Origin of the sequence: Microbispora catharanthi (assembly GCF_006334915.2) — a bacterium.
Classification (GTDB): domain Bacteria; phylum Actinomycetota; class Actinomycetes; order Streptosporangiales; family Streptosporangiaceae; genus Microbispora; species Microbispora catharanthi.
Window position 1 is genome coordinate 42,620 of sequence record NZ_VDMA02000024.1, and the last position, 22,140, is coordinate 64,759.

Sequence of the window (22,140 nt, forward strand, 5' to 3'; positions counted from 1 at the left end):
GGTCCGCGGCGTTGGTACGTTTGGGCACGTGGCCCATTACTTCGAGGAGAGCCCCCAGACGGCCAGCCGGCCCGGTTCGGTCACCCTGGTCCTCCCGGATCTGCACCTGCGACTGGAGACCGACCGTGGGGTGTTCTCCCCCGAACGGATCGATCCGGGAACCCGGGTGCTGCTGGAGACCGTGCCCCCGCCTCCGGCCGAGGGCGACCTGCTCGACCTCGGATGCGGATACGGGCCCATCGCGCTGACGATGGCGTCGCGGGCGCCGGGGGCCACAGTGTGGGCCGTCGACGTCAACCGCCGCTCGGTGGAGCTGTGCGCGCGGAACGCCACGAGCGCCGGCCTTGACAAAGTAAGGTCGGTTCATGTCGACGAGATGCCGGCGGACGTCAGGTTCAGGGCCATCTGGTCGAACCCGGCCATCCGCATCGGCAAGGCCGCGCTCCACGAGATGCTCACCCGGTGGCTCGACCGGCTCACCCCCGACGGCAGCGCGTACCTGGTCGTGCAGAAGCACCTGGGCTCCGACTCCCTGCAGCGCTGGCTGAGCGACCAGGGCCTGCCCACCTCACGGCTGGCCTCCCGGTCCGCCTACCGCGTACTGCGGGTCGACGCGCGTCCCGCCGAGGTCCAGAAGCGAGAAAGCAAGGAGCGATGAGCACTCCGAACCCGCGCAGGCAGCTCAAGCCGACCGACGTCAAGCGGCTCAACCGCACCTGGCGCCGCAACACCGAGGGCCGTCTCGCGCTGATCCTCGAATCGGTGACCGGCCCCTTCAACATCGGATCGATCTTCCGTACGGGCGCCGCCTTCGGCGTGGAGACGGTCTGGCTGGCCGGCAACGCCACCCCGCCCACCAACCCCAAGGCCCAGAAGACCGCACTCGGCACCGACCGTCTGGTCGAGTGGCACGAGCCGGTCCCGGTGACCGAGGCCGTACGCGCGGCCAGGGAGGAGGGGTTCCGGGTGGTCGCCGTCGAGCTGACCGGCGACGCCGTTCCCCTGCACGAGGCCAAGCTCGACGGCGATGTCTGCCTGGTGCTCGGCAGCGAGGACCACGGCTGCTCCCCCGCCTGCCTGGAGGCGGCCGACTCGGTGGCCTACATCCCCCAGGTCGGCCGGGTGGGCTCCGTCAACGTGGCGGTCGCGGCGGCCATCGCGATGGCGGAGGCCAGGCGGCAGGAATGGGCGTCGTCCGCCGGGTAGCCGCCCCCCGAGACGGCCCCCGGCGTCGCGCCCGGACCAGCGCACGACGTGCGGGCTCGCGGCCGGCCGCGCCGCGAGCCCTCTCCCCTGCCGTACGGCGGCTCGGCCCTACTCGGGAAGCGGACCGAACAGCCAGTTGCCGTGGGACTCCGCGTCCGGGCTGCGGAAGAACTGCTCGTTGGCCAGATGCAGCTCCTGCCGGCTCAGTGAGCCGTTGCCGTCCAGGTCGAGATGCTCGAACGCGGCGGCGGCGTTCGCCTCCGACATGCGGAAGGCGCTTGCGGCCATCCGCAGGTATTCGGTCCGGGTGATCCTCCCGTCTCCGTCGGTGTCCATGAGGTCGTAGAAGGCGTCGGCGACCGGCGCGACGTGGGTGTGGTAGCCCGCCTCGGGCTGAGTGACGAACCGATGGAACCCGGCCATGAACTCTTTCAGCTCGACGCGCTCGTCCCCGTCGGTGTCCATGGGCAGGGTGACCTCGTCCCACAGCCTCGCGTACCGGTCCCGGACCCGCTGCGACTGCGTGGAGCCCGGCGCGAACCCGAACGCGTTCACCAGCCGGTCGGCCGAGGCGGTGTAGTCCATCTTGTCGATGGTCCCGTCGTCGTCCACGTCCAGAAGCGTGAACAGATGGGTCAGCTTGCGCTGCTGCAGGTCGTTGAGCATGGGCCCTCCCCAGTCCTGTTACCGTGAGCGACCGTGACTTTACCTTCCGCTACCGATTGTGGGAAGGTGCCGTGGTGCGGGTTCACGTGATCGACGGGGCCAACGGCTTCGTGGCCTCTCATCTCATCGGCTCACTGCTGGCCCGGGGCGACGAGGTGATCGCCCTCGCCCGCGCCTCCGCCGAGGTGGTGCGCCGCCGGGTCGCGGACGCGCTGCGCTGCCTCGGCTTCGACGAGTCCCCGGCGGGACGCCTCCGGGTGCGCGGGCTGGCGCTGGACGAGCCGGACCTCGGCCTTCCTGTCACCGAGGTCTTCGCCGAGCCCTGCACCTACTGGCATGTCGCGGCGCTCGTCACCTTCTTCCCCCGCCGCGAGGAGGAGCTCCTGAACGTGAACGTGACGGGATCGGCCAACACGCTGGCGACGTACGAGCGGCACGCCCGGCCCGGCTCGCGCTATGTCCTCGTCGGGACGGCCTATCAGTGCGGGCTCGACACCGAGGGCCCCGTTCCCGAGGACTGGCCGTCGCAGGCTCCGCCGGACCGGTTCCGGAACTTCTACGAATACTCCAAACGCCAAGCGGAGATCGCGCTGGCACGGTCGCGGTCCGTCCGCGAGGGCGCCGCCCTGGTGGCCCGGCTGGGCGTGATGGTCGGGCACTCCCGCACCGGGCGGGCGCTGACCGACTACGGCCTGTACGACTTCCTCCGGGTGATCGCCTTCTTCGCCCGGCGCACGCCCGGGGAACGGGTCCGCCTCCCCTGCCATCCGGACGCCAACCTCCATCTGACCCCCGTCGACACCACGGTCTCCCGGCTGCTCGCGCTCGCCGCCGCGGACCGGGCGCGTCCGGTCTCCCACCTGGTGAGCGGAGCCACCGTGCCGGTGCGCGACCTGTTCGACGTGATCAACGCCCACCTGCCGATCGAACTGGTTCCCGCCACGCCCGAAGAGATCCGCGACAGGCCGTTCAGCCGGTTCGAGGCGGTGGTCAACATGCGGGCCAAATACACCGCGACCTATTTCCGGCACCACTACGACTTCGAGTGGCGGGATGCGACGGCCCCGCCCGCCGTCACTCTCTCGACCCTCGACCGGCTGGTCTCCTGGTATGTACGGGAGGGGCTGCCCGAATGACCGACTTCGTCACACACGTACGGGCCCGTCTGGGCGACGATCGGGAGTTCGTCTTCGTGCGGGACGACGGCAGCCCGGCCCGGCTCACCTTCGCCGAACTGGACAGGCGGGCGCGCGCCACCGCCGTGTGGCTCGCCGGACGCGGCCTGACCGATCAGCCGGTGTTGCTGCTCTACCCGGCGGGGCTCGAGTTCACCGTCGCGTTCCTCGGCTGTCTCTACGCCCGGGTGCCGGCCATCCCCGCTCCCCTGCCGGACGCGGGCGCACCGCACGCGAACCGCGTGCGGGCACTGATGCGGGACGCGGGCGCGCGGCTGGTCCTGACCGATTCCGCGCACGCGGCCGAGCTGTCCGGCTTCTCTGCCTGTGTGGCCGATCCCGCCGTCGCCGATCCGGACGCCTGGACCCCGCCCGCCATGACCGCCGGCACCATCGCCTATCTGCAGTACACCTCCGGCTCGACGAGCGACCCGCGCGGAGTCGAGGTCTCACACGGCAACCTGCTGCACAACCTGGAGCTCTTCCGGTTGCTGGCCCGGAACACGCCGGTGCGGCGGCTGGCCGGGTGGCTGCCCCACTACCACGACATGGGCCTGGTCGGCCTCCAATTACAGGCGCTCCACGCGGGCGCCGACCTGGTGTTCATGTCACCGGCCGCGTTCGTCGCGCGGCCGGTGCGCTGGCTGGAGCTGATCAGCCGGTACTCCGCGGACTGGACCGTGTCGCCGGACTTCGGGTACGCCTGGTGCACCCGCAGGGTCACCGACGAGCAACTCGCCGGTCTGGACCTGTCCACGCTGACCATGGCCCTCAGCGGTGCCGAGCCGATCCGGGCCGGCACGCTCGCCGAGTTCGAGCGGCGGTTCGCTCCCGCCGGCTTCCGCCCGACCACCTGGAATCCCGGCTACGGCCTGGCCGAGTGCACCTTGATGGTCACCTGCGTGCCCCAGGGGCAGGGCGTGACCGTGCGGCGGTTCGACCCCTCCGCGCTGGAACGGCATCGGGCGGTCCCGCTGCCCGAGGGGACGCCCCTGGTCGCGTGCGGCCCGGTCTCCGGGCTCGACCTGCGGATCGTCGATCCGGACGGCTTCCGCCCCCTCGCCGACGGCGAGATCGGGGAGATCTGGGTCTCGGGCCCCAGCGTCGCCCTCGGCTACCGGGGCCGCCCGGCGGAGACCCGCGCCACCTTCCGGGCCGGCGATTCCGCACAGCACGGCCGCTGGCTGCGCACCGGGGACCTGGGGTTCCTGCTCGACGGCCAGCTCTACGTGACGGGGCGGATCAAGGATGTGATCATCATCAACGGCCGCAACCTCTACCCGCAGGACCTGGAGGAGGCGGCCGCGCGGGCCAACCCTGCCGCGGGGCGCAGCGCCGCCTTCGGCGTCCGCCGCGGTGACGGCGGGGAACATGTCGTACTGGTCCAGGAGATACGGCGGGGACAGCCGGGGGACCTCGGCGAGACGGCCGACCGGGTCATGGATCAGGTGACGCGGGAGTTCGGCGTCCCGCTGAGCCTGATGCTGGTGGCCCGCGGCGCGGTGCGGCAGACCACCAGCGGCAAGCTTCGCCGCCGCCACATGCGGGAGCTGTTCCTCAGCGGAACCCTCACCCCGCTGTACGCCGAACTGGAACCCGCGCTCAACGACCTGCTGGAGACCGTCGCATGACCGCCGTCCCCGATCCGGGGCCCCACGCCGACCTGCGCCGATGGCTGATCGAGCGGGTGGCCGTCTATCTCCGGCGGCCACCCGCGGAGATCGACCCGACGGTCAAGCTCCGCGCGTACGGCCTGGACTCGATCCACGCGCTCAGTCTGTGCGTCGACGTGGAAGAGGCCGTCGGCCTACTGGTCGAGCCGACCCTGGCCTGGGATCACCCCACGATCGACGACATCGCCGCCCACCTGGCCGACCTCCTGTCAGGAGACCGAACCGGACAAGGGCCGGCGGACACGGACTGAACCGCGACACGCCGAAGCGGGAAATCCGCCCCGAAGATGACAAGGGACTCTTGTGACGCAAATGTTCACCTTGGTGCGCTGACTGTATGGCCGGAACCCGGCATACTCCTCTCGTGCATCGCCGTTTCGCGTTCCTCGACCATCCCGGACCGCTCGCCTTCGCGCATCGAGGCGGGGCGGCGGAGGCCCGCGAGAACACCATGGCCGCTTTCTCCCGGGCGGTCGAGCTCGGCTACACCTACCTGGAGACCGACGCGCACGCGACCGCCGACGGCGTCCTGCTGGCGTTCCACGACCACACCCTCGACCGCGTCACCGACGGCACCGGCCGCATCTCGCGGCTGGCCTACCGCGAGGTGCGCAGGGCCAGGATCGGCGGCCGGCACGAGATCCCGCTGATGGAGGACCTGCTCGGCGCCTGGCCGGACGTGCGGTTCAACATCGACGTCAAGGAGAGCGCCGCGATCGTGCCGCTGGCCCGGGCGATCCGCCGCACCCGCGCCTACGACCGCGTGTGCCTGACCTCGTTCTCCGACGTGCGACTTGCCCGCGCCCGGCGCGCGATCGACCGGGAGGTCTGCTTCTCGCTCGGCCCGCGCGGCCTGGCCGCCCTGCGCACGGCCGCGATGGGAGGCGGGTACGGCAGGCTGCTGTCCGGGCTGGCCCGGGCGGGAGTGCCGTGCGCGCAGGCGCCGATCGGGTTCCGCGGCCTGCGGGTGACCACCCGCGCCCTCGTGCGCACCGCGCACGCGATCGGCATGCAGGTGCACGTGTGGACGGTGAACGACCCGGTGACGATGGCGCATCTGCTCGATCTCGGCGTCGACGGGATCATGACGGACAACATCAGCGGCCTGCGCGACGTGCTCAAGTCACGCGGGCAGTGGCACCCCCGCCCGGCCGAGCCGTGACCCCGGACCATCTCACCCGGCCCGGAACGCCCCGCCGAAGCCGCTGATCCTCTGTCCACGCCGAACCCTGCCCCCGCCGAACCCTGTCCCCGCAGAGCCCTCGGCCCCGGCGACGCTCCACCCCCGTGAGGAGAGACCATGACCGCTCCCCAGGTCGTTCAGGAGGAGATCCCCGGCGCGCGGCGGCGCGAGCAACGCGGCTGGTACTGGTATGACTGGGCGGACTCGGCGTTCCAGACGACCGTCCTGACCGTCTTCCTCGGGCCCTACCTGACCTCGGTCGCCACGACGGCGGCGGGCGGCGAGGACGGCTTCGTGTCGTTCCTGGGCCTCGACCTGCGGCCGAAGGCGTACTTCACGGCCCTGGTGACGATCTCGGTGCTGCTGCAGATCGTGATCATGCCGATCGCCGGCGCCCTGGCCGACCACACCGGCCGCAAGAAGCAGATCCTCGGGGTCTTCGCCTACGTGGGCGCGGCGGCCACGCTCGGCTTCTACCTCGTCTCCGGCGGCGGCTACCTGCTCGGCGGCGTGCTGTTCCTGGTCGCCAACGTGACCTTCGGCGTGGCGCGGGTGGTCTACGACTCCTTCCTGCCGCAGATCTCCGGCGCGGAGGAACGCGACGCGATCTCCAGCAGGGGCTGGGGCTTCGGCTACCTCGGCGGCGGTCTGCTGCTCGCGCTCAACCTGGTGCTCTACCTGTCCGGCGCGGTCGAGGAGGGCCTGGCGGTCCGCGTGAGCCTGGCCTCTGCGGGCCTGTGGTGGGGCGCGTTCACCCTGATCCCGATGCTGCGCCTGCGCAACCGGCGGGTGCCCGTCCACGAGGCGACCGCGGCCCGGGCCGCGGCCGGCAGCATCCGCCAGCTCGGCCGGACCCTCGCCGACCTGCGGCGTTATCCCCGCACGCTGCTGTTCCTCGCGGCCTACCTGATCTACAACGACGGCGTGCAGACGGTGATCGGGTTCTCCGCGACGTACGCCGACCAGGAGCTGGGGCTGAGCCAGACGCACCAGATCGGGGCGATCCTCATGGTGCAGTTCATCGCCGTCGGCGGCGCGCTCGGGCTCGCGCGGATCGCGGCCAGGATCGGGACCAAGCGCACGGTCCTGGCCAGCCTGGTCGTGTGGACGGCGGTGGTGGGGGTGGCCTACTTCCTGCAGAAGGGCGCGGCCGTCCAGTTCTATGCGATCGCCTTCGCCATCGCGATCGTCATGGGCGGCACGCAGGCGCTGTCGCGCTCGCTGTACTCTCTGGTCATCCCGCCCGGCCGGGAGGCGGAGTACTTCAGCCTCTACCAGATCAGTGACAAGGGCTCGGCGTTCCTCGGCTCGCTGGTGCTCACGCTGGCGCTCCAGCTCACCGACAGTTATCGCACCGCGATCGTCTCGCTGATCGTGTTCTTCGTCGTCGGGTTCGTGTTGCTCACCGTTGTCAACCTGCCTCAGGCCATCCGCGAGGCGGGGAACGAGGTGCCCGACCACATCTGAGACCAGTGGGACGGAAAAAGCGCGATTGGATCAGGTCTCGGCTGGGAATCCACACACGGTATCAGGCGTTGTACGCGGTGGCGAACGAACCCCTCGAAGGCGGGGACCTCAGGAGGCTTAAAGACATGGGCGAGCGTGCACTTCGCGGTACCCGGCTCGGCGCGACCAGCTACGAGAACGACCGCAACACCGATCTGGCCCCGCGCCAGGAGGTGTCCTACACGTGCCCCAAGGGCCATCTCACCACCGTCCCGCTCGCCGTCGAGGCCGAGATTCCGACGAACTGGGAGTGCCGTTACTGCGGCAGCCCGGCGCTGCGGGTGGACGCGGAGCAGCCCCAGCAGAAGAAGGCGAAGCCCCCGCGGACCCATTGGGACATGCTGCTGGAGCGCCGCTCGATCGAGGACCTCGAAGAGGTGCTGAACGAGCGACTCGCCATTCTGCGCGAGCAGCGGCGCAAGAGCGCGTAGGACGCCGAAAACGCCCCCGGCGGCCCGGAGTTCCGGGCCGCCGGGGGCGTTCGCATGTCCGGCCCGCGAGCGAATCGTTCGATCCGGACTGCCCGCTCAGCCGGTCGGCTCCGGCGCACGGACGACGACCATGGGGCACGTCGCGTAGTGGAGCATGGCCTGGCAGACCGATCCGAGGACCAGGCCGGTGAACTCGCCGTGGCCCCGGGAGCCGATGACGAGCAGGTCGGCGTTCGCCGACGCCTGCCGCAGCACGTCCACCGGATGGCCCCGGACGACCTCCTCGACGACCTTGACGTCGGGATGGCGCTCACGGCGCCCGGCGAGGGCCTCCCTGACCATCCGCACTTCGACCTTCTCGTCGTCGAAGTCGTCGGGGAGCGGGGCGAAGCCGCCGCCCGCCTCCAGTGAGCTGTAGGCGTGCACCACCCGCAGTCCCGTCCCCCGCAGCGCCGCCTCGGCGAAGGCGAAGTCGAGCACCTTGGCGCAGGCGGGCGATCCGTCGATGCCCACCACGATCTCCGGGCGCGGCGTTGAGGGCACCTCCCGCACGACGACCACGTCGCACGGGGCGTGACCCGCCACGCCGTACGCGACCGAGCCGAGCAGCAGGCCGCGGAAGCCGCCGAGCCCGTGGTTGCCGAGCACCAGGAGATCGGCGTCCAGGGCCGCCTCGACGAGCGCCGGGCGCGGGTCGCCGGCCAGGATCGCGGTGTCGACCGGCACCCGGGGCGCCTCCGCGCGAACCCGCTCGGTGGCGGCGCCGAGCACGGCGGCGGCGCCGTCGCGCATCCACGCCGCGACGCTGGTGTACGGACCCTGCTGCGCGGTCGAGCACGCCCAGGCGGGGATGGCGTTGGCGATGCGCAGGGGGACGCCGCGCAGGTCGGCCTCCCGGGCCGCCCAGCAGGCGGCCTCCATGCCGGCGTGCGAGCCGTCGACACCCACGACGATCATGACGCCCTCCCCTCTGCCGGTCCTTCCATGACATCGTTCCCACGCCGAGGCGTGCGAGCGCCGAAGGTCCCGCAGGGACGGGACCTCCGGCCCCCGCGCCCGCTACGACACCCCGCTCCTACAACAGGGCGTGCTCCGGGGAGGCGGCGCGGGCGGTGAGGTGGTGGCGCAGGCGCTCGCCCTCGACGTCGAGGTCGGGCAGCGCCCGGTCCAGGGCGCGGGGCAGCCACCAGGCGGCGCGGCCGAGCATGGACATCACGGCGGGGACGAGGGTCATGCGGACCACGAAGGCGTCGACGAGCACGCCGACCGCCAGTGCGAAGCCCATCGACTTGATGATCGGGTCGTTCATGAACACGAACCCGCCGAACACGGCCGTCATGATCAGCGCCGCGGCGGTGACGACCCGCGCGTTGTGCCCCATGCCGTTGATCGTCGCCTGGCGGGGAGTGTCGCCGTGCACGTAGTCCTCGCGCATCCGCGAGACCAGGAACACCTCGTAGTCCATGGCCAGGCCGAACAGGATGCCGATGAGCAGGATCGGCAGGAAGCTCACCAGCGGGCCCGGCACGTCCACGCCCAGCAGACCGGCCAGGTGACCCTCCTGGAAGATCGCCACGGTGATGCCGAAGGTCGAACCGACGGTGAGCAGGAAGCCCAGCGCCGCCTTGACCGGGACCAGGATCGAGCGGAAGACGAGCATGAGCAGCAGCACCGACAGGCCGACCACCAGCAGCAGGTACACGGGCATGGCGTCGGCGAGCTTGTCGGAGACGTCGATGCCCACGGCCGTCGCGCCGGTGACGGCGATCTCGGCGCCGCCGATCGCGGCGACCTTGGCGCGGATGGCGTGGACGGCGTCCTCGGTGGCCGCGGCGGTGGGCCCGGCCTTGGGGATGATGGTCAGCAGCGCGGTGGTGCCCGCGGCGTTGGGCTGCGGCGGGGCCACGGCCAGCACGCCGGGGGTCTGCTGGATCACCCGGGCGGCCTCACCCGCGGCGGCGGTCGTGGCCGCGCGGTCGGCGGCGGAGACCACGGCGATCAGGCGGGCGTTGAAGCCCTCGCCGAACCCCTCGCTGGTCAGGTCGTACGCCTCGCGGGCCGGGGTGCCGGGCGCGGCGGTGCCGGCGTCGGGCAGGGCCAGCCGCAGGTCCTGGGCCGGCAGCGTGAGCGCGCCGAGGCCGAGGACTCCGGCCAGCAGGATCGGCACGCGCAGCCGGGTGACCACCCGTCCCCACGTGTAGCCGAAGCCCCTGCCGCCCGCGTCCGCGTTCTCGCCGGTGCGCTGCTTGCGGGGCAGCACCCGGGCTCCGGCGTACGACAGGAAGGCGGGCAGCAGCGTGAGGGCGACCAGCACGGCGACGGCGACGGTGCCGGCGGCGGCCAGGCCCATCACGCTCAGGAACGGGATGCCGACCACCGACAGGCCGGCGAGGGCGATGACCACGGTGGCCCCGGCGAACACGACCGCCGATCCGGCGGTGCCGACCGCCCGGCCCGCGGCCTCCTCCGGCGCCACGCCCTCGGCCAGGAACTGGCGGTAGCGGGAGGTGATGAACAGCGAGTAGTCGATGCCCACGGCCAGGCCCAGCATCAGCGCCAGCACCGGCGTGACGGAGGTCAGCTCGACGAGGCCGCTGAGCGCGAACAGGCCGCCCATGCCGGCCCCCACGCCGATCAGCGCGTTCAGCAGGGTCATGCCGGCGGCCACCAGGGAGCCGAAGGTGACGATCAGCACCACCGCGGCGATCACGACGCCGATCCCTTCCGACCCGCCCACTTCCGGCGCGGCGTTCAGGACCTCGCCGCCGTGCTCGACCCGCAGCCCCGCCACCGAGGAGCCGGCCTTCAGGTAGGCCGCGCGCTGGGCGTCGGTCACATCCTTGAGCCCGCGGTCGAACTGCACCTGGACCAGGGCGTAGCGGCCGTCGGCGGAGACGGCGCCGACCCGGAACGGATCCACGGCGGCGACGACGCCGGGCACGGCGGCGGCCTCCTTGACCACGGGCGCGACCGCGGCGGCGTCCAGCTTCCGGCCCTGCGAAGCGGCGACGACGATGGTGCCGGTGGCACCGCTGGCCTGCGGGAACTCCTTGGCCAGAGCGTCCAGCGCCCGCTGTGACTCGGTGCCGGGCATGGCGAACTTGTCGCCGGTCGGGCCGTGGAAGGCGGCGGCGGCCAGGCCCAGGACCACGAGCAGCAGCAGCCACACGGCGGCCACGCGCCCGCGTCTGCGGAAGGAGAACCGGCCCAGCCGGTACAGCAGGGTTGCCAAAGCAGATCTCTTTCTTCGGGAGGTCAGTCGGTCTGCAGGCCGAGCGTCCGCAACGCGCCACGGCTCAGCTCCGCGCGCAGCGTCTCCTCGGGGAGCGTGAGCTCGCCGGCGCTGGTCAGGATGATCCCCAGCATCGCCATCCAGGCCCAGACCCGGGCCTGGGGGGCGGCCGAACGGCCGGACAGAGCGTCCGTCAGCCGTTCGGTGAGGCCGTCCACGTCCGGCAGTTCCGGCCGGTTGATCAGCGCGTCGACGTCCTGCAGGAGGATCTTCACCTGCAGCCGGAAGCGCAGGGACAGGTCGACGAGCCCGGCGACGGCGGCACGGGCGGCCTCCTCGCCGTCCAGCCCGGCGAGCCGCCCCTCCAGCGCGGCGAACTCCGGCCCGACGGGCGCCAGCAGCTCGGTCAAGATCGCGTCCTTGTTCGTGAAGTGGTAGAGCAAGGACGCCTTGGAGCAGCCCGCGTCCGTGGCGATGTCCTGCAGGGATGTGCCGCGGAAGCCGTGGGCGGCGAACAGCCGCACGGCCGAGTCCAGGATGTCCGCGCGCATGGTGGTTGCGGAACGTGCCATGCGGACACCCTAGCTGACCGATCGGCCAGCATTTGACCGATCGGCCAGTAACCGACTCCGGCGGTCGCCGGCGCTCCATGCCAGCAGCCGCGTGGATACCTCATGCGTCGTCCACCGGTACGTTCACGCAGCAGACATACGGCGCCACGACGCGATGCAGGGCTCGGCGAATGCGGCGGCGCCGCAGTTCCGCCGGAAACAGCCCTATGCGGTAGCACCGAGGGAACCATCCGATTTGAGCCGAATCGCCCCGTCGTCTGTGACAGCGTAAGAGCTTATGGCCGAGCTGCTGATCACCGCCGGAGATACCTTCCAGCGCAGATATGGTCGCTACCTCCTCGTTGACGGGGATGGTCCGACCGACGACACGGAAGATGCGCGGCTCTTGGGCGGCGAATTGTGCTCCACCACCCACAACCTGATGGTCATCGAGTCGATCGCAGGGCGCGATGACGTCCTGGAACTGATGAGGGGAAGGTTCGTCTTCGAGGTCTGGAGCGCTGAGCCGCCGCCCACGCCGAACGACGCCTGGGACAAGCAGACCGTCGTTCAGTTCCGGACGACATCGGGGGTCCTCCATCTCGAGGACGACGAGGAAGTGGCGAGTCCGCTTCAGGTCGACCTGGGCGCGCGAGCCATGCGCTGGTGGGTCAGGTTGTCGGCTCGTGAGATCGAACTGGAACCCGAGGAAGTGGAGTACTTCACGTTGGGGGCCGAGGAGTACGAGGCCGAAGTGTTTTTCCTTCAGTTCTGGCCGGACCGCCCCGGAGAACGAAGGGACCGGGACGATTGAAGACTCGCCCCGGCCAGCCCATCATGGGTCGGTCAATTCTCAGCGCCCCCGTACCACCCGTCGCATGAATTATGTCGACGCCGATTGAAGCCTATTGTGCCGCCTTTATTTCAATATCTCGCGGATCAAGCAGTTCGCTGATGATTTCTGCCACAGCTCTCCTTGGCTCTTTGACGCAACAAGTGGGACCCGTCTAGGTCGCTACTAGCGATCCAGAAAGGTCCCACCGGTAGTGCTGCTGGAGGTCCACCCAGTATTCATCGTAGTTCAATTCGATTGTTTTCGTACCGGGCGTTCAGCACAGTGCCATGCTGTCCGTTCTCGATCTCACGAACGAGAACTCGTCGCAGTCCTTTCCGGGCTCCCGCTTGAGTTCGTTCGTGCAGACGATGCCCGCGGTGCTGCAACGTGCTCCGCCAACTGCCGCTGGGATAGTCTTGGATGCGCCTGCACGCCGTACTACGCCGGCCAGAACTGGAAAAGGTACGCCTCCAGGTCCACCCTCATCCGAATCGAGTCCTCTGGCCGCACCGGCCGCAATTGGCGCATCAGCGCACGCACGTTCCAGTGTGCGCCCGCACGGCCCAAGTCGAGGATGTTGTGCTCGTTGTTGTAATACTCCACCTCCACTGCGGCGACCTTGCCGGAGGTGAAGTAAATGAGTGCATCCTGAGACTTGTCCCATTCCTCGGTGGTCCTTGGGAGTCCGTCCCACAGTTCCAGCTGAACGCCGACCTCTTGCCATCCGTGCTCGCTGCTGATGCCGGCACCGTCGTCGACGGCCTGGAACCATGCGCCGGGACCCGGATCGACACCCAGGGGCCCCGGGTCACGCACGTTGCGTCCCTGATCCTCCAGGGCGAAGGCGCCGTATTGAGGCAGCCGGACCTGGTCAGTCACCGACTTGATGAGAAGACTCATACAGGCTCTCCCGAAATGCGATCGTGTTCTGATCCACGACTTCATCCGGCAGCGACTCGGCGACCCGGACCTCACCCCGGAAACGATCGCCACAGCGCACCAGATCTCCGTCCGGCATCTGTACAAAGTCTTCCAGGAGCAGGGCGTCAGCCCGTGGTAGGTATCTACAGGTCGAGCAGGTCCGCCGACACCTGCCAGAGCAGGGTGGCCGCCTCGGGGTCGAGCGCGTACGCCGCGACGCCCCGGCCCGCACCCGGCTCGACGATCTCCGCCTCCTGGTTGTCCTCGAAGTAGCGTCCGCTGACGCCCTCGACCAGCGGCGACGCGGCGAGCAGCACGGAGGTGGCCGCGCCCTGCTCGGTGTTCTTCCACGTCACGCCGGTCGAGTCGCCCAGCGCGCGGCGGCGCTCGATGTAGTCCGGGTCCAGGTGCCGCTGAAGGCCGGTGGGGATGCCGCCGGGCATGAGCGCGTTGACCGTGATGCCGTCGCCGGCCCACCGCCTGCCGGCCTCGACCGCGAACAGCACGTTGGCCGTCTTCGACTGCCCGTAGGCCAGCCACGGGTCGTAAGGGCGCTCCCTGAAGTGGATGTCGTCGAAGACGACCGGCGAGCGCAGGTGGGCACTGGAGCTGACCGACACGACGCGGGCGCCGCCGGCCGCCGCGAGCGCCGGGTGGAGGCCCGTGGTCAGCGCGAAGTGACCGAGGTGATTGGTGGCGAACTGCAGTTCCCAGCCCTCCGGCGTCCGCGTCTCCGGACACGCCATCACCCCGGCGTTGTTGACCAGGATGTGCAGCGGCCCCTCCCATGCGGCGACGAACGCGGCGACGGAGGCCCGGTCGGCGAGGTCCAGCCGCGCGACGAGGACGTGCGTGCCCGCGGTGGTGGCGGCGATGTCCTCCGCGGTCCGCTTGCCCGCGTCGAGGTCGCGGACCGCGATCGTCACCTCCGCGCCGGCCGCGGCCAGCGCCTGGGCGGTCTCGACGCCGATTCCCGACGCCCCGCCGGTCACGATCGCCCGCCGCCCGCGCAGGTCGACGCCCTCCAGGACCTCGGCCGCGGTGGACTGCCCGGTGAACGGCGTGGTGATGCGCGTGGTCTGAGTCATGTTCGTCCCCGTCCCGTACGGCGGCGCGGGCTCCCCAAGGACCCCGGCCGCTACACTGAGAAGAACCGGAGGAACCTCCGGTACGCCTGCGACTCTAATCGGAGGACCCTCCGGTTAGCAACCCGTGCCCGTGGAGGAGCCGTGTCCGTCCCCGGAACCAAGCCGTTGCGCGCCGACGCCCGGCGCAACCGCGAGCGGTTGCTCGACGTCGCCGTGCGGGCGTTCTCCCAGGACGGGCCGGACGTCACGCTCGACGCGATCGCGAAGGAGGCGGGCGTCGGCATCGGCACGCTCTACCGCCACTTCCCCACCAGAGAGGCGCTGATCGAGGCGGCCTACCGCAACGAGCTGGCGAAGCTGTGCGACGCGGCGGCCGAACTTGCGGAGGCGATGCCGCCCGACGTGGCGATGCGCACCTGGATGGACCGTTTCGTCGACTACCTGGCGACCAAGCGGGGCATGGCCGACGCGCTGCGCGCCGTGATCGCCTCCGGCGCCAACCCGTACGCGCACAGCCGCGACCGGCTGCTCGGCGCGATCGGCACGCTGCTCGACGCGGGCGGCAGGGCCGGGACGCTGCGGCGGGACGTGACGGCCGAGGACGTGCTCACCGGCGTGAACGGCATCTGCCTCGCCGCCGGCGAGCCCGCGCAGCGCGAGCAGGCCGGGCGCCTGCTCGATCTGCTGATGGACGGCCTGCGCCACGAAGCGTCCGGCGAGCCTTCCTGAAGCGGGGCTCCGGCGGGTCCGCTCACACCCGGTGCCAGCGGGCCTCCGCGAAGCAGTAGGCGGCGAACAGCACCAGGCCGATCGCGACCAGGACGAGCAGCCACGGACCGGCCGGGGTGTCGGCGAGCGCCTTGAGCGCGCCGTCGATTCCGACGGCCTTGTCGGGGTCGTACGTGAGGGCGGCCTGGCCGATCAGGGCGCCGGCGGCCAGCGCGATGACGCCGCGGGCGAGGTAACCGGCCTTGCCGAGCTTGACCACGACACCGCGGGTGCGGGCCTCGGTCACGTGCATGTCGCGCATGAACTTCCCGGTCCAGCCCTCGCGGATCCAGAAGACGCCGAGGGCGATCACGGCGAGCGCCATCAGGCCGACCAGGAACTGGCCGCCGGGCAGCTCGAACAGCGCCTTCGTGGCGTCCTGCGACTGGTCGTCGGACGAGGAGGCGGCCTTGTTGCGCGTCAGCAGCGCCACCATCGAGTACACGAGGGCGGCGTAGACGACCGCCCTGGCCACGGCCTCCACGCGGTCCCTGACCTCGGGCCGGCCCCAGACGGCCTCGGAGACCTGCCAGATCGCCAGCGCGGCAAGGCCGACGGCCATGACCCACAGCAGGGTGTCGCCCAGGGGCGAGTCGCGCACGATGTGGATCGCACTGCTCTTGTCGGCCTCTCCACCCCCGCCGAAGGCGATCTGGAGCGCGACCAGGCCGATGATCGCGTACAGCACGCCCCGGGCGGCGAACCCGACCTTGGCGAGTTTCTCCAGGACGGGGTGGTCGGCCGCCCTCCGGGCGGCGCCCTCGAATCGCCGGCCGGCCCGATGCGCGGTCGTCATCACGGCTCCTCTCCTCCTGGCGGCGGATCGCGATCTTCCTGCTGCCCGGACGAGGAGGGTTAAACCTCCACCGGATCAGCCGGCCAGGCGCAGGGCCTCGGCCGCGACGGCGTGCCGGAGGTCGCGGATGCCGGGGCGGCCCCGCAGCGGATGCACGTTGTTGGTGAGCAGCACGACGGTCAGCCGGTGAGCGGGGTCGACGACCAGCGACGTGCCGGTGAAGCCCGAGTGGCCGAACGCGCCCGCGAGCGGCCCCACGATGGCCGGGTCGTCGATGCGCACGCCGAGCCCCTGCCGGAAGGCGGCGCCCGGAACGCCCTGGTCGCGCAGCATCTCGGCGGTCCAGGCGGGAGACAGGACCGGGCCGCCGCCGGTGCGCAGCGCCTCGCCGAAACGCACGAGGTCGGCGGCGGTGGAGAACAGCCCGGCGTGCCCGGCCACGCCGCCCAGCGCGTGGGCCGTCTCGTCGTGCACCTCACCCCGCACGCAGGTGCCGCGCTTGAACTCGGTGGCGACGGCCCGGCCCGGCTCGACCGGCCCGTACGTCGTGGCGCCGAGCCCGAGCGGCCCGGTGACCCGCTCGCGCACGAGCACGTCCAGCGGCGCACCGCCGGCGGCCTCCGCCACCCGCCCGGCCGTGATCATGCCGACGTCCGAGTACAGGTGCGTCCCCGGCGGCCCCTGCACCGGAGTGGACAGCACCAGGTCCCACCGGGCCTCCTCCGGCTCCTTCTCCACCCGGCGGCTCGGGGGCAGGCCCGCCGAATGCGTCAGCAGGTGCCGTACGGTGATCTCGCGCCGGTCCCGGTAGAACCCCGGCAGCCGGACGGCCACCGGCTCGTCGAGGTCGAGCGCGCCCTCCTGCGCCAGTGAGACCAGCACCACGGCCGTGAACATCTTGGTCAGGGAGGCGATGTCGAAGAGCGCGTCCCGCGCCACGGCCGGCCGTCGCGCCAGCAGCCCCCCGGACGGGTCGGCGTACCGCACGGCCTCCCCCACGGCGGCCGCGGCGACCGTACGCCCGTCCACGGCGATCACGGCGACCGCCGCCGAGGCGACCTCGGGCACGGCCGCCCGCAGGACGTCCTCCAGCGAAGGATCAGGCGCCGCGTTGTCAGGCACCGCGTTGTCAAGCACTGTGCAGGGCCGCGCCGAGCCGGTTGCCGTTGGCAGCGAGCAGCGCCCGCGCGTCGTCGGCGCCCACGCCGCGCTCGATCATCACGACGGCCGTCTTCACGTCCCGGCCCGCGCTCTCGAGGACCTCCCGGGCCCGCGGCACCTGCGTGCCCGTGATGTCGGAGACGATGCGGGCCGCCCGGTCGACGAGCTTGGAGTTGCTGGCCACGACGTCGACCATGAAGTTCCCGTAGGTCCGGCCCGACCTGATCATCGTGATCGTGGAGATCATGTTGAGGACCAGCTTCTGGGCGGTGCCGGCCTTCAGGCGGGTCGAGCCGGTGACCACCTCAGGCCCCACGATGACCTCGACGGCGTGGTCGGCGGCCCGCGCGAGCGGGGTGCCGGTGTTGCAGGCCAGGCCCACGGTCAGCGCGCCGAGCCGCCGGGCCTGCTCGACCGCCGCGACGACGTACGGCGCGCGCCCGCTGGCGGAGATGCCCACCACGGAGTCGAGCGGGCCGACGTGCTTGCCGCGGATCACGGCGGCGCCGGCCTCGGCGTCGTCCTCGGCGCCCTCGACGGAGCGCACCAGCGCGGCCTCGCCGCCCGCGATGATGCCCTGGACGAGGTCGGGGTGCGTGCCGAAGGTCGGCGGGCACTCGGAGGCGTCGAGCACCGCGAGCCGCCCGGAGGTGCCCGCGCCCACGTAGAGGAGCCTGCCCCCGTCGGACATCCGCGCCGCGATGGCGTCGACGGCCGCGGAGATCGCCGGGACGGCCCGGCCCACCGCGGCCGGGACGGCGGCGTCCGCCGCGTTCATGAGCCGCGCGATCTCCTCCGTCGGGAGCGTGTCGATCCCGCTGTAGCGGGGATCGCTCTGTTCGGTGGCCAGAGTGGCGAGTGATTGCGTCATGGTCATGGTTCCTCGGCTTCGGAGTCTTCATGGATCGCGTGCGTACAGGGCTGGAACTGCTGGTGAGCGCGCCGAAAGCCAGGTGGGAGCGGGTGGGCCTCGTCACCAACCCCACCGGAGTCCTGCCCGATCTGACCGCCGCCGCACCGGCCCTGCTGGTCGCCGGGGTGCCCGTGACCACGTTGTTCAGCCCCGAGCACGGGCTGCGCGGCACGGCTCAGGCGGGCGGCGGCGAGGGCGACACCGTCGACCCGGTCACCGGCCTGCCCGTGCTCGACACCTACCGGCGGACCGGCGGCGACCTGGACGCGCTGGTCGCGTCGTCCGGGGTGGACGCGCTCGTCTTCGACGTGTGCGACGTGGGCGCGCGCTTCTACACCTACGTCTGGACGATGTACGACCTGATGGGCTCGGCCGCCCGGCTCGGGCTGCGGTTCACCGTGCTCGACCGGCCCAACCCGATCGGCGGCGCGGTGGCCGAGGGCCCGGTGCTCGACCCGGCCTACGCGAGCTTCGTCGGCCGCGCCGCCCTGCCCGTGCGGCACGGCCTCACGCCGGGCGAGATCGCCGTGTTCGCCAACCGCGCGATCGGCGCCGAGCTGGAAGTGGTGCGTATGGAGGGCTGGCGCAGGGAGTGGCACTTCGACCGCACCGGGCTGCCCTGGGTGATGCCGTCGGCCAACATGCCGACCCTCGAGACCGCCCTCGTCTACCCGGGCACCGGGCTGCTGGAGGGTGTGAACGCCGCCGAGGGACGCGGCACGACCCGGCCGTTCGAGCTGGTCGGCGCGCCGTACGCGGACGGCCGGTTCGCCGCCGCGCTCAACGACCTCGGCCTGCCCGGCGTACGCTTCCGCGACACGTGGTTCACCCCGACGTTCGGCAGGGACGCGGGCGTCGTGGTGCGCGGCGCGCAACTGCACGTGACCGACCGCCAGGCCTTCCGGCCGGTGCTGACGGGCGTGTCCGTCCTGCACGTGCTGCGCACCCTCTATCCGGGCGACTTCGCCTGCGAGCCGTTCCTCGACCTGCTGTGGGGCTCCGCGTCGCTGCGCGAGCACCTGGAGGCGGGCCGCGACCCCCGCGGGCTGTGCTCCCCGCCGGGCCCGCCCCACGGCGAACTGCTGTACGGCTGACATCAGCCCAGCGCGCGGCGGTAGAGCCAGAACACCCGCTCGGCGCGAGCGCCCACCGCCCGGGAGTAGAAGCGGAGCGGGCCCACCCAGCCGATCTGCGCGGACGTCTGCCCCGCGGCGGCCTGCTCGGCGAGGCAACGACGCAGCAGCACCCGGCCCACGCCGAGGCCACGGGCGGCCGCGGCCGTGCCCATCGGCCCGAACCACAGCGGCCGGGCGCCCCAGGCGGCGAAACCGAGGATCTCCCCGTCGCGCGACGCCCCGTCGCGGAAGGCATAGTGCAGGCCGGTCGCCTGCTCGGCCTCCCAGGCCCACTTGTCGTTCCACTGCTCGCGGACGAAGGCCGCGACCGCTCCGCGATTCCCCGCGGGGGCTGCGGCGACGGTGACCCCGGCCGCGGCGAGCTTGGCCAGGTCGGCCTCGTGCTCGGCCTCGTCGTAGCGGGCCGGCAGGTCGGCCGTCATGTTCCAGGCCACGCGGTACTGCTCGTACCCCAGGCTCTCGGCCAGGCAGGCGGCCGGGGTGTAGCGCACGTCGATCCCGGGCCAGGCGTAGCAGGGCGGGTTGCCGGCGAACCTCGCCTCGGCCGCGCCGTGCGCCCGCATCCACTCCTCGGCCGCGCCGACCAGCGCCCGCCCGATCCCTCGGCCCTGGGCGGCGGGGTCCACGGCGATCAGGTCGATGTGACCGGCGCCGTCCGCGCCGATCGAGGTGAACACCACGCCGTCCCGGTCCGGCGTGGCCAGGGCCGTCCACGCCCGATCCCCCGGCGGGTCGGCCAGCCGCCGTACGACCAGCGCGGCGTCCTCGGCGTCGGCCCACAGCGCGGCGGTGGCCAGGCGCTCCAGCGTCTGGCCCGCCTCGACTGGAAGGATGTCCGTCACTCGCCCACCCCCACCGGGATCACGCTGCGCCGCTTGGGGTGGAAGCAGGCGTACTCCTGCTCGGTCTCCTGTCCGGGCCCGCCGTCGCGGCCCAGCACGGGCATCTCGTTCTCGCAGCGCTCGGTGCTGAACGGGCAGCGCCGGGCGAACAGGCAGCCGCCGTCGGGCTCTCCCTCCCGCTGCATCTCCCTCGGCACGACCCGCTCGGCGCCCGGCCGTTCCAGGCCGTGCAACACCGGAATCGCCGACAGCAGCGACTGCGTGTACGGGTGGACCGGGTCCGCGATGATCTTCTCCGTGGCGCCCCGCTCGACGACCTGGCCGCGATACAGCACGTACAGCTCGCCGTCGTCGCCGATGTAGCGGGCGGTGGCGATGTCGTGGGTGATGAACAGCACGCCCACGCCGAGGCGCTCGCGCAGGTCCTTCAGCAGGGCGAGGATGCCCAGCCGCAGCGACACGTCGATCATCGAGACGGCCTCGTCGGCGACGAGCACCTCGGGGTCCATGGTGAGCGCACGGGCGATCACCACGCGCTGGCGCATGCCGCCGGACAGCTGGTGGGGGTATCGCGGGAGCACGTAGCCGGGGTCGATGCCGACCATCGCCAGCAGTTCCGCGGCCCGCCCGTCGACCCACGACCTCGGGCGGCCCGTCTGCCGGGCGCGCAGCCGCAGCGGCGCCTCCAGCGTCTGGTGGATCGTCCGGGTGGGGTTGAGCGCCGAGTAGGGGTCCTGGTGGATGAGCTGGATGCGGCGGAAGTACGGCTGCCGCCTCCGGTGGCTCAGCGTGGACATCGGCACGCCGTCGATGACGATCTCGCCGGCGTCGTGGGTCTCCAACCCGGCGACGATCCGGCCGAGGGTGGTCTTGCCGCTGCCCGACTCGCCGATGAACGAGACGGCGCCGCCCTTGGCGATGGCGAAGTCCACGCCGCGCAGCGCGGGCACCTCCCGGGCGCCGAGCACGCCGCCGCGCTGCTTGAAGATCTTGGTGATCCCGGTTCCCGTGATCACACGAACTCCTTCCGCTTGACCAGGGTGAGGTGGCGGTCGGTGGCGTGGCAGGCGACGGTGCGGCCGTCCCGGTTGACGGACATGGGCTCGTCGGTCTCGCACACCTCCATGCGCCGCTCGCAGCGCTCGCGGAACACGCAGCCCTGCTTGGGCAGCGTCCCGAGCGTCGGCGGGCGTCCCGGCAGCGCCCGGGCCAGCGACAGGTCGCCGGACAGACGCGGGATCGCCCTGATCAGGCCCTGGGTGTACGGGTGCCAGGCGTCCCCGAGCACCTCGGTCACCGGGCCGTGCTCGACCACCCGGCCGCCGTACATGACGGCGAGGCTGTCGGCGACCTCGGCGACCGCGCCGACGTCGTGGGTGATGACGAGCGTGGTGAGCGCCCGCTCCTCGTGGACCTCGCGGATGATCCGCAGGATCGTGGCCTGCGTGATCATGTCGAGGGCGGTGGTCGGCTCGTCCAGAACGACGACCTTGGCGTTCAGGACGAGCGCGAGCATGATGCCGACCCGCTGGCGCATGCCGCCGGACAGCTCGTGCTGGTAGGAGTCGAGCACCCGGGCGCCGTCCATGCCCATGCGGGCCAGCAGGTCCTTGGCGTCGCGCACCAGGCCCCGCAGGTCCTCCACGTCGTGGGAGCGGCCGAGGTCGAGCAGCTGCTTGCCGATGGTCTTGAGCGGGTTCAGCGAGTTCTGCGCGGCCTGGAAGACGTACCCGACCTGGCGGCCGCGGGCGCGGCGCAGGTCCTCGCCCCGCAGCGTCAGCACGTCGCCGAGGCCGTCGATCTCGACGCTGCCCGCCGCGATCCTGCCGGGCGGCTGCACCGCGTTGAGCAGGGACAGCGCGAGCGTCGACTTGCCCGAACCCGACTCGCCGACGACGCCGGTGATCGTGCCGGGGGCGAGGGTGAGGTCGACGCCGCGTACGGCGGGCAGCTCGCCCGCGGGCGTCTTGTAGACGACCGTGAGGTCCCGGATCGCGACCCCCGGTGCTTCCATGTCACGTGCTGCCATGTCACGTGCGGCCGTGTGAGCGGTCATA

23 protein-coding genes are annotated in these 22,140 nt (G+C 71.7%); 11 read left to right on the forward strand and 12 right to left on the reverse strand.

Annotated features, from left to right (window positions below; translation table 11 throughout):
* Nucleotides 1-28: 28 nt before the first annotated feature.
* On the forward strand, nt 29-658 hold the full coding sequence (locus FH610_RS34250) for a class I SAM-dependent methyltransferase (RefSeq protein ID WP_139579384.1): 630 nt from the start codon (nt 29-31) through the stop codon (nt 656-658).
* Nucleotides 655-1,206 (forward strand): TrmH family RNA methyltransferase, encoded by a 552-nt coding sequence (locus tag FH610_RS34255; RefSeq protein ID WP_139579385.1) that lies wholly within the window; start codon nt 655-657, stop codon nt 1,204-1,206. Before FH610_RS34250 ends, FH610_RS34255 begins: the two co-directional genes overlap by 4 nt.
* A 108-nt stretch (nt 1,207-1,314) precedes the next feature.
* Here FH610_RS34255 and FH610_RS34260 read toward each other — a convergent pair whose 3' ends face one another.
* Nucleotides 1,315-1,872: an EF-hand domain-containing protein gene (locus FH610_RS34260; protein ID WP_139579386.1), complete on the reverse strand. Its 558-nt coding sequence runs from the start codon at nt 1,870-1,872 to the stop codon at nt 1,315-1,317.
* A gap of 74 nt (nt 1,873-1,946) precedes the next feature.
* Here FH610_RS34260 and FH610_RS34265 point away from each other — a divergent pair, with 74 nt between their 5' ends.
* The 6 genes from FH610_RS34265 to FH610_RS34290 all read left to right on the forward strand — a co-directional run bounded on the left by FH610_RS34265 (nt 1,947) and on the right by FH610_RS34290 (nt 7,840).
* On the forward strand, nt 1,947-3,008 hold the full coding sequence (locus FH610_RS34265; RefSeq protein ID WP_161628144.1) for an SDR family oxidoreductase: 1,062 nt from the start codon (nt 1,947-1,949) through the stop codon (nt 3,006-3,008).
* Complete coding sequence (locus FH610_RS34270; RefSeq protein ID WP_139579388.1) at nt 3,005-4,678, forward strand: fatty acyl-AMP ligase; 1,674 nt, start codon at nt 3,005-3,007, stop codon at nt 4,676-4,678. The genes FH610_RS34265 and FH610_RS34270 overlap by 4 nt, the downstream gene beginning before the upstream one ends.
* Nucleotides 4,675-4,971 (forward strand): acyl carrier protein, encoded by a 297-nt coding sequence (locus FH610_RS34275; protein WP_139579389.1) that lies wholly within the window; start codon nt 4,675-4,677, stop codon nt 4,969-4,971. Before FH610_RS34270 ends, FH610_RS34275 begins: the two co-directional genes overlap by 4 nt.
* 113 nt (nt 4,972-5,084) lie before the next feature.
* Nucleotides 5,085-5,882: a glycerophosphodiester phosphodiesterase family protein gene (locus tag FH610_RS34280; protein ID WP_420813758.1), complete on the forward strand. Its 798-nt coding sequence runs from the start codon at nt 5,085-5,087 to the stop codon at nt 5,880-5,882.
* Between the two features lie 138 nt (nt 5,883-6,020).
* On the forward strand, nt 6,021-7,370 hold the full coding sequence (locus FH610_RS34285; RefSeq protein ID WP_139579391.1) for an MFS transporter: 1,350 nt from the start codon (nt 6,021-6,023) through the stop codon (nt 7,368-7,370).
* Between the two features lie 125 nt (nt 7,371-7,495).
* Nucleotides 7,496-7,840, forward strand: a complete 345-nt coding sequence (locus FH610_RS34290) for an RNA polymerase-binding protein RbpA (RefSeq protein WP_139579392.1) — start codon at nt 7,496-7,498, stop codon at nt 7,838-7,840.
* Between the two features lie 96 nt (nt 7,841-7,936).
* Here the strand turns inward: FH610_RS34290 and FH610_RS34295 are convergent, their stop codons facing one another.
* The 3 genes from FH610_RS34295 to FH610_RS34305 form a co-directional block, all read right to left on the reverse strand.
* Nucleotides 7,937-8,797, reverse strand: a complete 861-nt coding sequence (locus tag FH610_RS34295) for a universal stress protein (RefSeq protein WP_139579393.1) — start codon at nt 8,795-8,797, stop codon at nt 7,937-7,939.
* Between the two features lie 118 nt (nt 8,798-8,915).
* Nucleotides 8,916-11,072 carry an MMPL family transporter gene (locus tag FH610_RS34300; protein WP_139579394.1) on the reverse strand — a complete coding sequence of 719 codons (2,157 nt, stop codon included), beginning with the start codon at nt 11,070-11,072 and terminating at the stop codon, nt 8,916-8,918.
* A gap of 23 nt (nt 11,073-11,095) precedes the next feature.
* On the reverse strand, nt 11,096-11,644 hold the full coding sequence (locus tag FH610_RS34305; RefSeq protein ID WP_139579395.1) for a TetR/AcrR family transcriptional regulator: 549 nt from the start codon (nt 11,642-11,644) through the stop codon (nt 11,096-11,098).
* Nucleotides 11,645-11,921: 277 nt separating this feature from the next.
* On the opposite strand from FH610_RS34305, the gene FH610_RS34310 reads away from it, so the two are divergent.
* Nucleotides 11,922-12,437 carry a hypothetical protein gene (locus FH610_RS34310; protein ID WP_139579396.1) on the forward strand — a complete coding sequence of 172 codons (516 nt, stop codon included), beginning with the start codon at nt 11,922-11,924 and terminating at the stop codon, nt 12,435-12,437.
* 459 nt (nt 12,438-12,896) lie between these two features.
* On the opposite strand, the gene FH610_RS34315 is transcribed toward FH610_RS34310, so the two are convergent.
* Both FH610_RS34315 and FH610_RS34320 read right to left on the reverse strand, forming a co-directional pair.
* Nucleotides 12,897-13,358 carry a hypothetical protein gene (locus tag FH610_RS34315; RefSeq protein WP_139579397.1) on the reverse strand — a complete coding sequence of 154 codons (462 nt, stop codon included), beginning with the start codon at nt 13,356-13,358 and terminating at the stop codon, nt 12,897-12,899.
* Between the two features lie 164 nt (nt 13,359-13,522).
* Nucleotides 13,523-14,467, reverse strand: a complete 945-nt coding sequence (locus FH610_RS34320) for an SDR family NAD(P)-dependent oxidoreductase (protein ID WP_139579398.1) — start codon at nt 14,465-14,467, stop codon at nt 13,523-13,525.
* Between the two features lie 141 nt (nt 14,468-14,608).
* On the opposite strand from FH610_RS34320, the gene FH610_RS34325 reads away from it, so the two are divergent.
* Nucleotides 14,609-15,196 (forward strand): TetR/AcrR family transcriptional regulator, encoded by a 588-nt coding sequence (locus FH610_RS34325; protein ID WP_139579399.1) that lies wholly within the window; start codon nt 14,609-14,611, stop codon nt 15,194-15,196.
* A 22-nt stretch (nt 15,197-15,218) separates the two neighbouring features.
* On the opposite strand, the gene FH610_RS34330 is transcribed toward FH610_RS34325, so the two are convergent.
* From FH610_RS34330 to murQ, 3 genes are all read right to left on the reverse strand, one after another.
* Nucleotides 15,219-16,031, reverse strand: a complete 813-nt coding sequence (locus FH610_RS34330; protein ID WP_139579400.1) for a DUF1206 domain-containing protein — start codon at nt 16,029-16,031, stop codon at nt 15,219-15,221.
* Between the two features lie 75 nt (nt 16,032-16,106).
* Nucleotides 16,107-17,153, reverse strand: coding sequence for a serine hydrolase domain-containing protein (locus tag FH610_RS34335; protein ID WP_139579401.1), 1,047 nt, complete (start codon nt 17,151-17,153; stop codon nt 16,107-16,109).
* A gap of 7 nt (nt 17,154-17,160) precedes the next feature.
* Nucleotides 17,161-18,063, reverse strand: a complete 903-nt coding sequence (murQ, locus tag FH610_RS34340; protein WP_139579402.1) for an N-acetylmuramic acid 6-phosphate etherase — start codon at nt 18,061-18,063, stop codon at nt 17,161-17,163.
* 29 nt (nt 18,064-18,092) lie between these two features.
* Here murQ and FH610_RS34345 point away from each other — a divergent pair, with 29 nt between their 5' ends.
* Nucleotides 18,093-19,199, forward strand: a complete 1,107-nt coding sequence (locus FH610_RS34345; protein ID WP_139579403.1) for an exo-beta-N-acetylmuramidase NamZ family protein — start codon at nt 18,093-18,095, stop codon at nt 19,197-19,199.
* Between the two features lie 2 nt (nt 19,200-19,201).
* On the opposite strand, the gene FH610_RS34350 is transcribed toward FH610_RS34345, so the two are convergent.
* The 3 genes from FH610_RS34350 to FH610_RS34360 are packed head-to-tail and all read right to left on the reverse strand — an operon-like array spanning nt 19,202 to nt 22,139.
* Entirely contained in the window at nt 19,202-20,083 is an 882-nt protein-coding gene (locus FH610_RS34350; RefSeq protein ID WP_139579404.1) for a GNAT family N-acetyltransferase, read from the reverse strand.
* Nucleotides 20,080-21,099 carry an ABC transporter ATP-binding protein gene (locus FH610_RS34355; RefSeq protein ID WP_139579405.1) on the reverse strand — a complete coding sequence of 340 codons (1,020 nt, stop codon included), beginning with the start codon at nt 21,097-21,099 and terminating at the stop codon, nt 20,080-20,082. The genes FH610_RS34350 and FH610_RS34355 overlap by 4 nt, the downstream gene beginning before the upstream one ends.
* Nucleotides 21,096-22,139: an ABC transporter ATP-binding protein gene (locus FH610_RS34360; RefSeq protein ID WP_240809370.1), complete on the reverse strand. Its 1,044-nt coding sequence runs from the start codon at nt 22,137-22,139 to the stop codon at nt 21,096-21,098. The genes FH610_RS34355 and FH610_RS34360 overlap by 4 nt, the downstream gene beginning before the upstream one ends.
* Nucleotide 22,140: the final 1 nt, after the last annotated feature.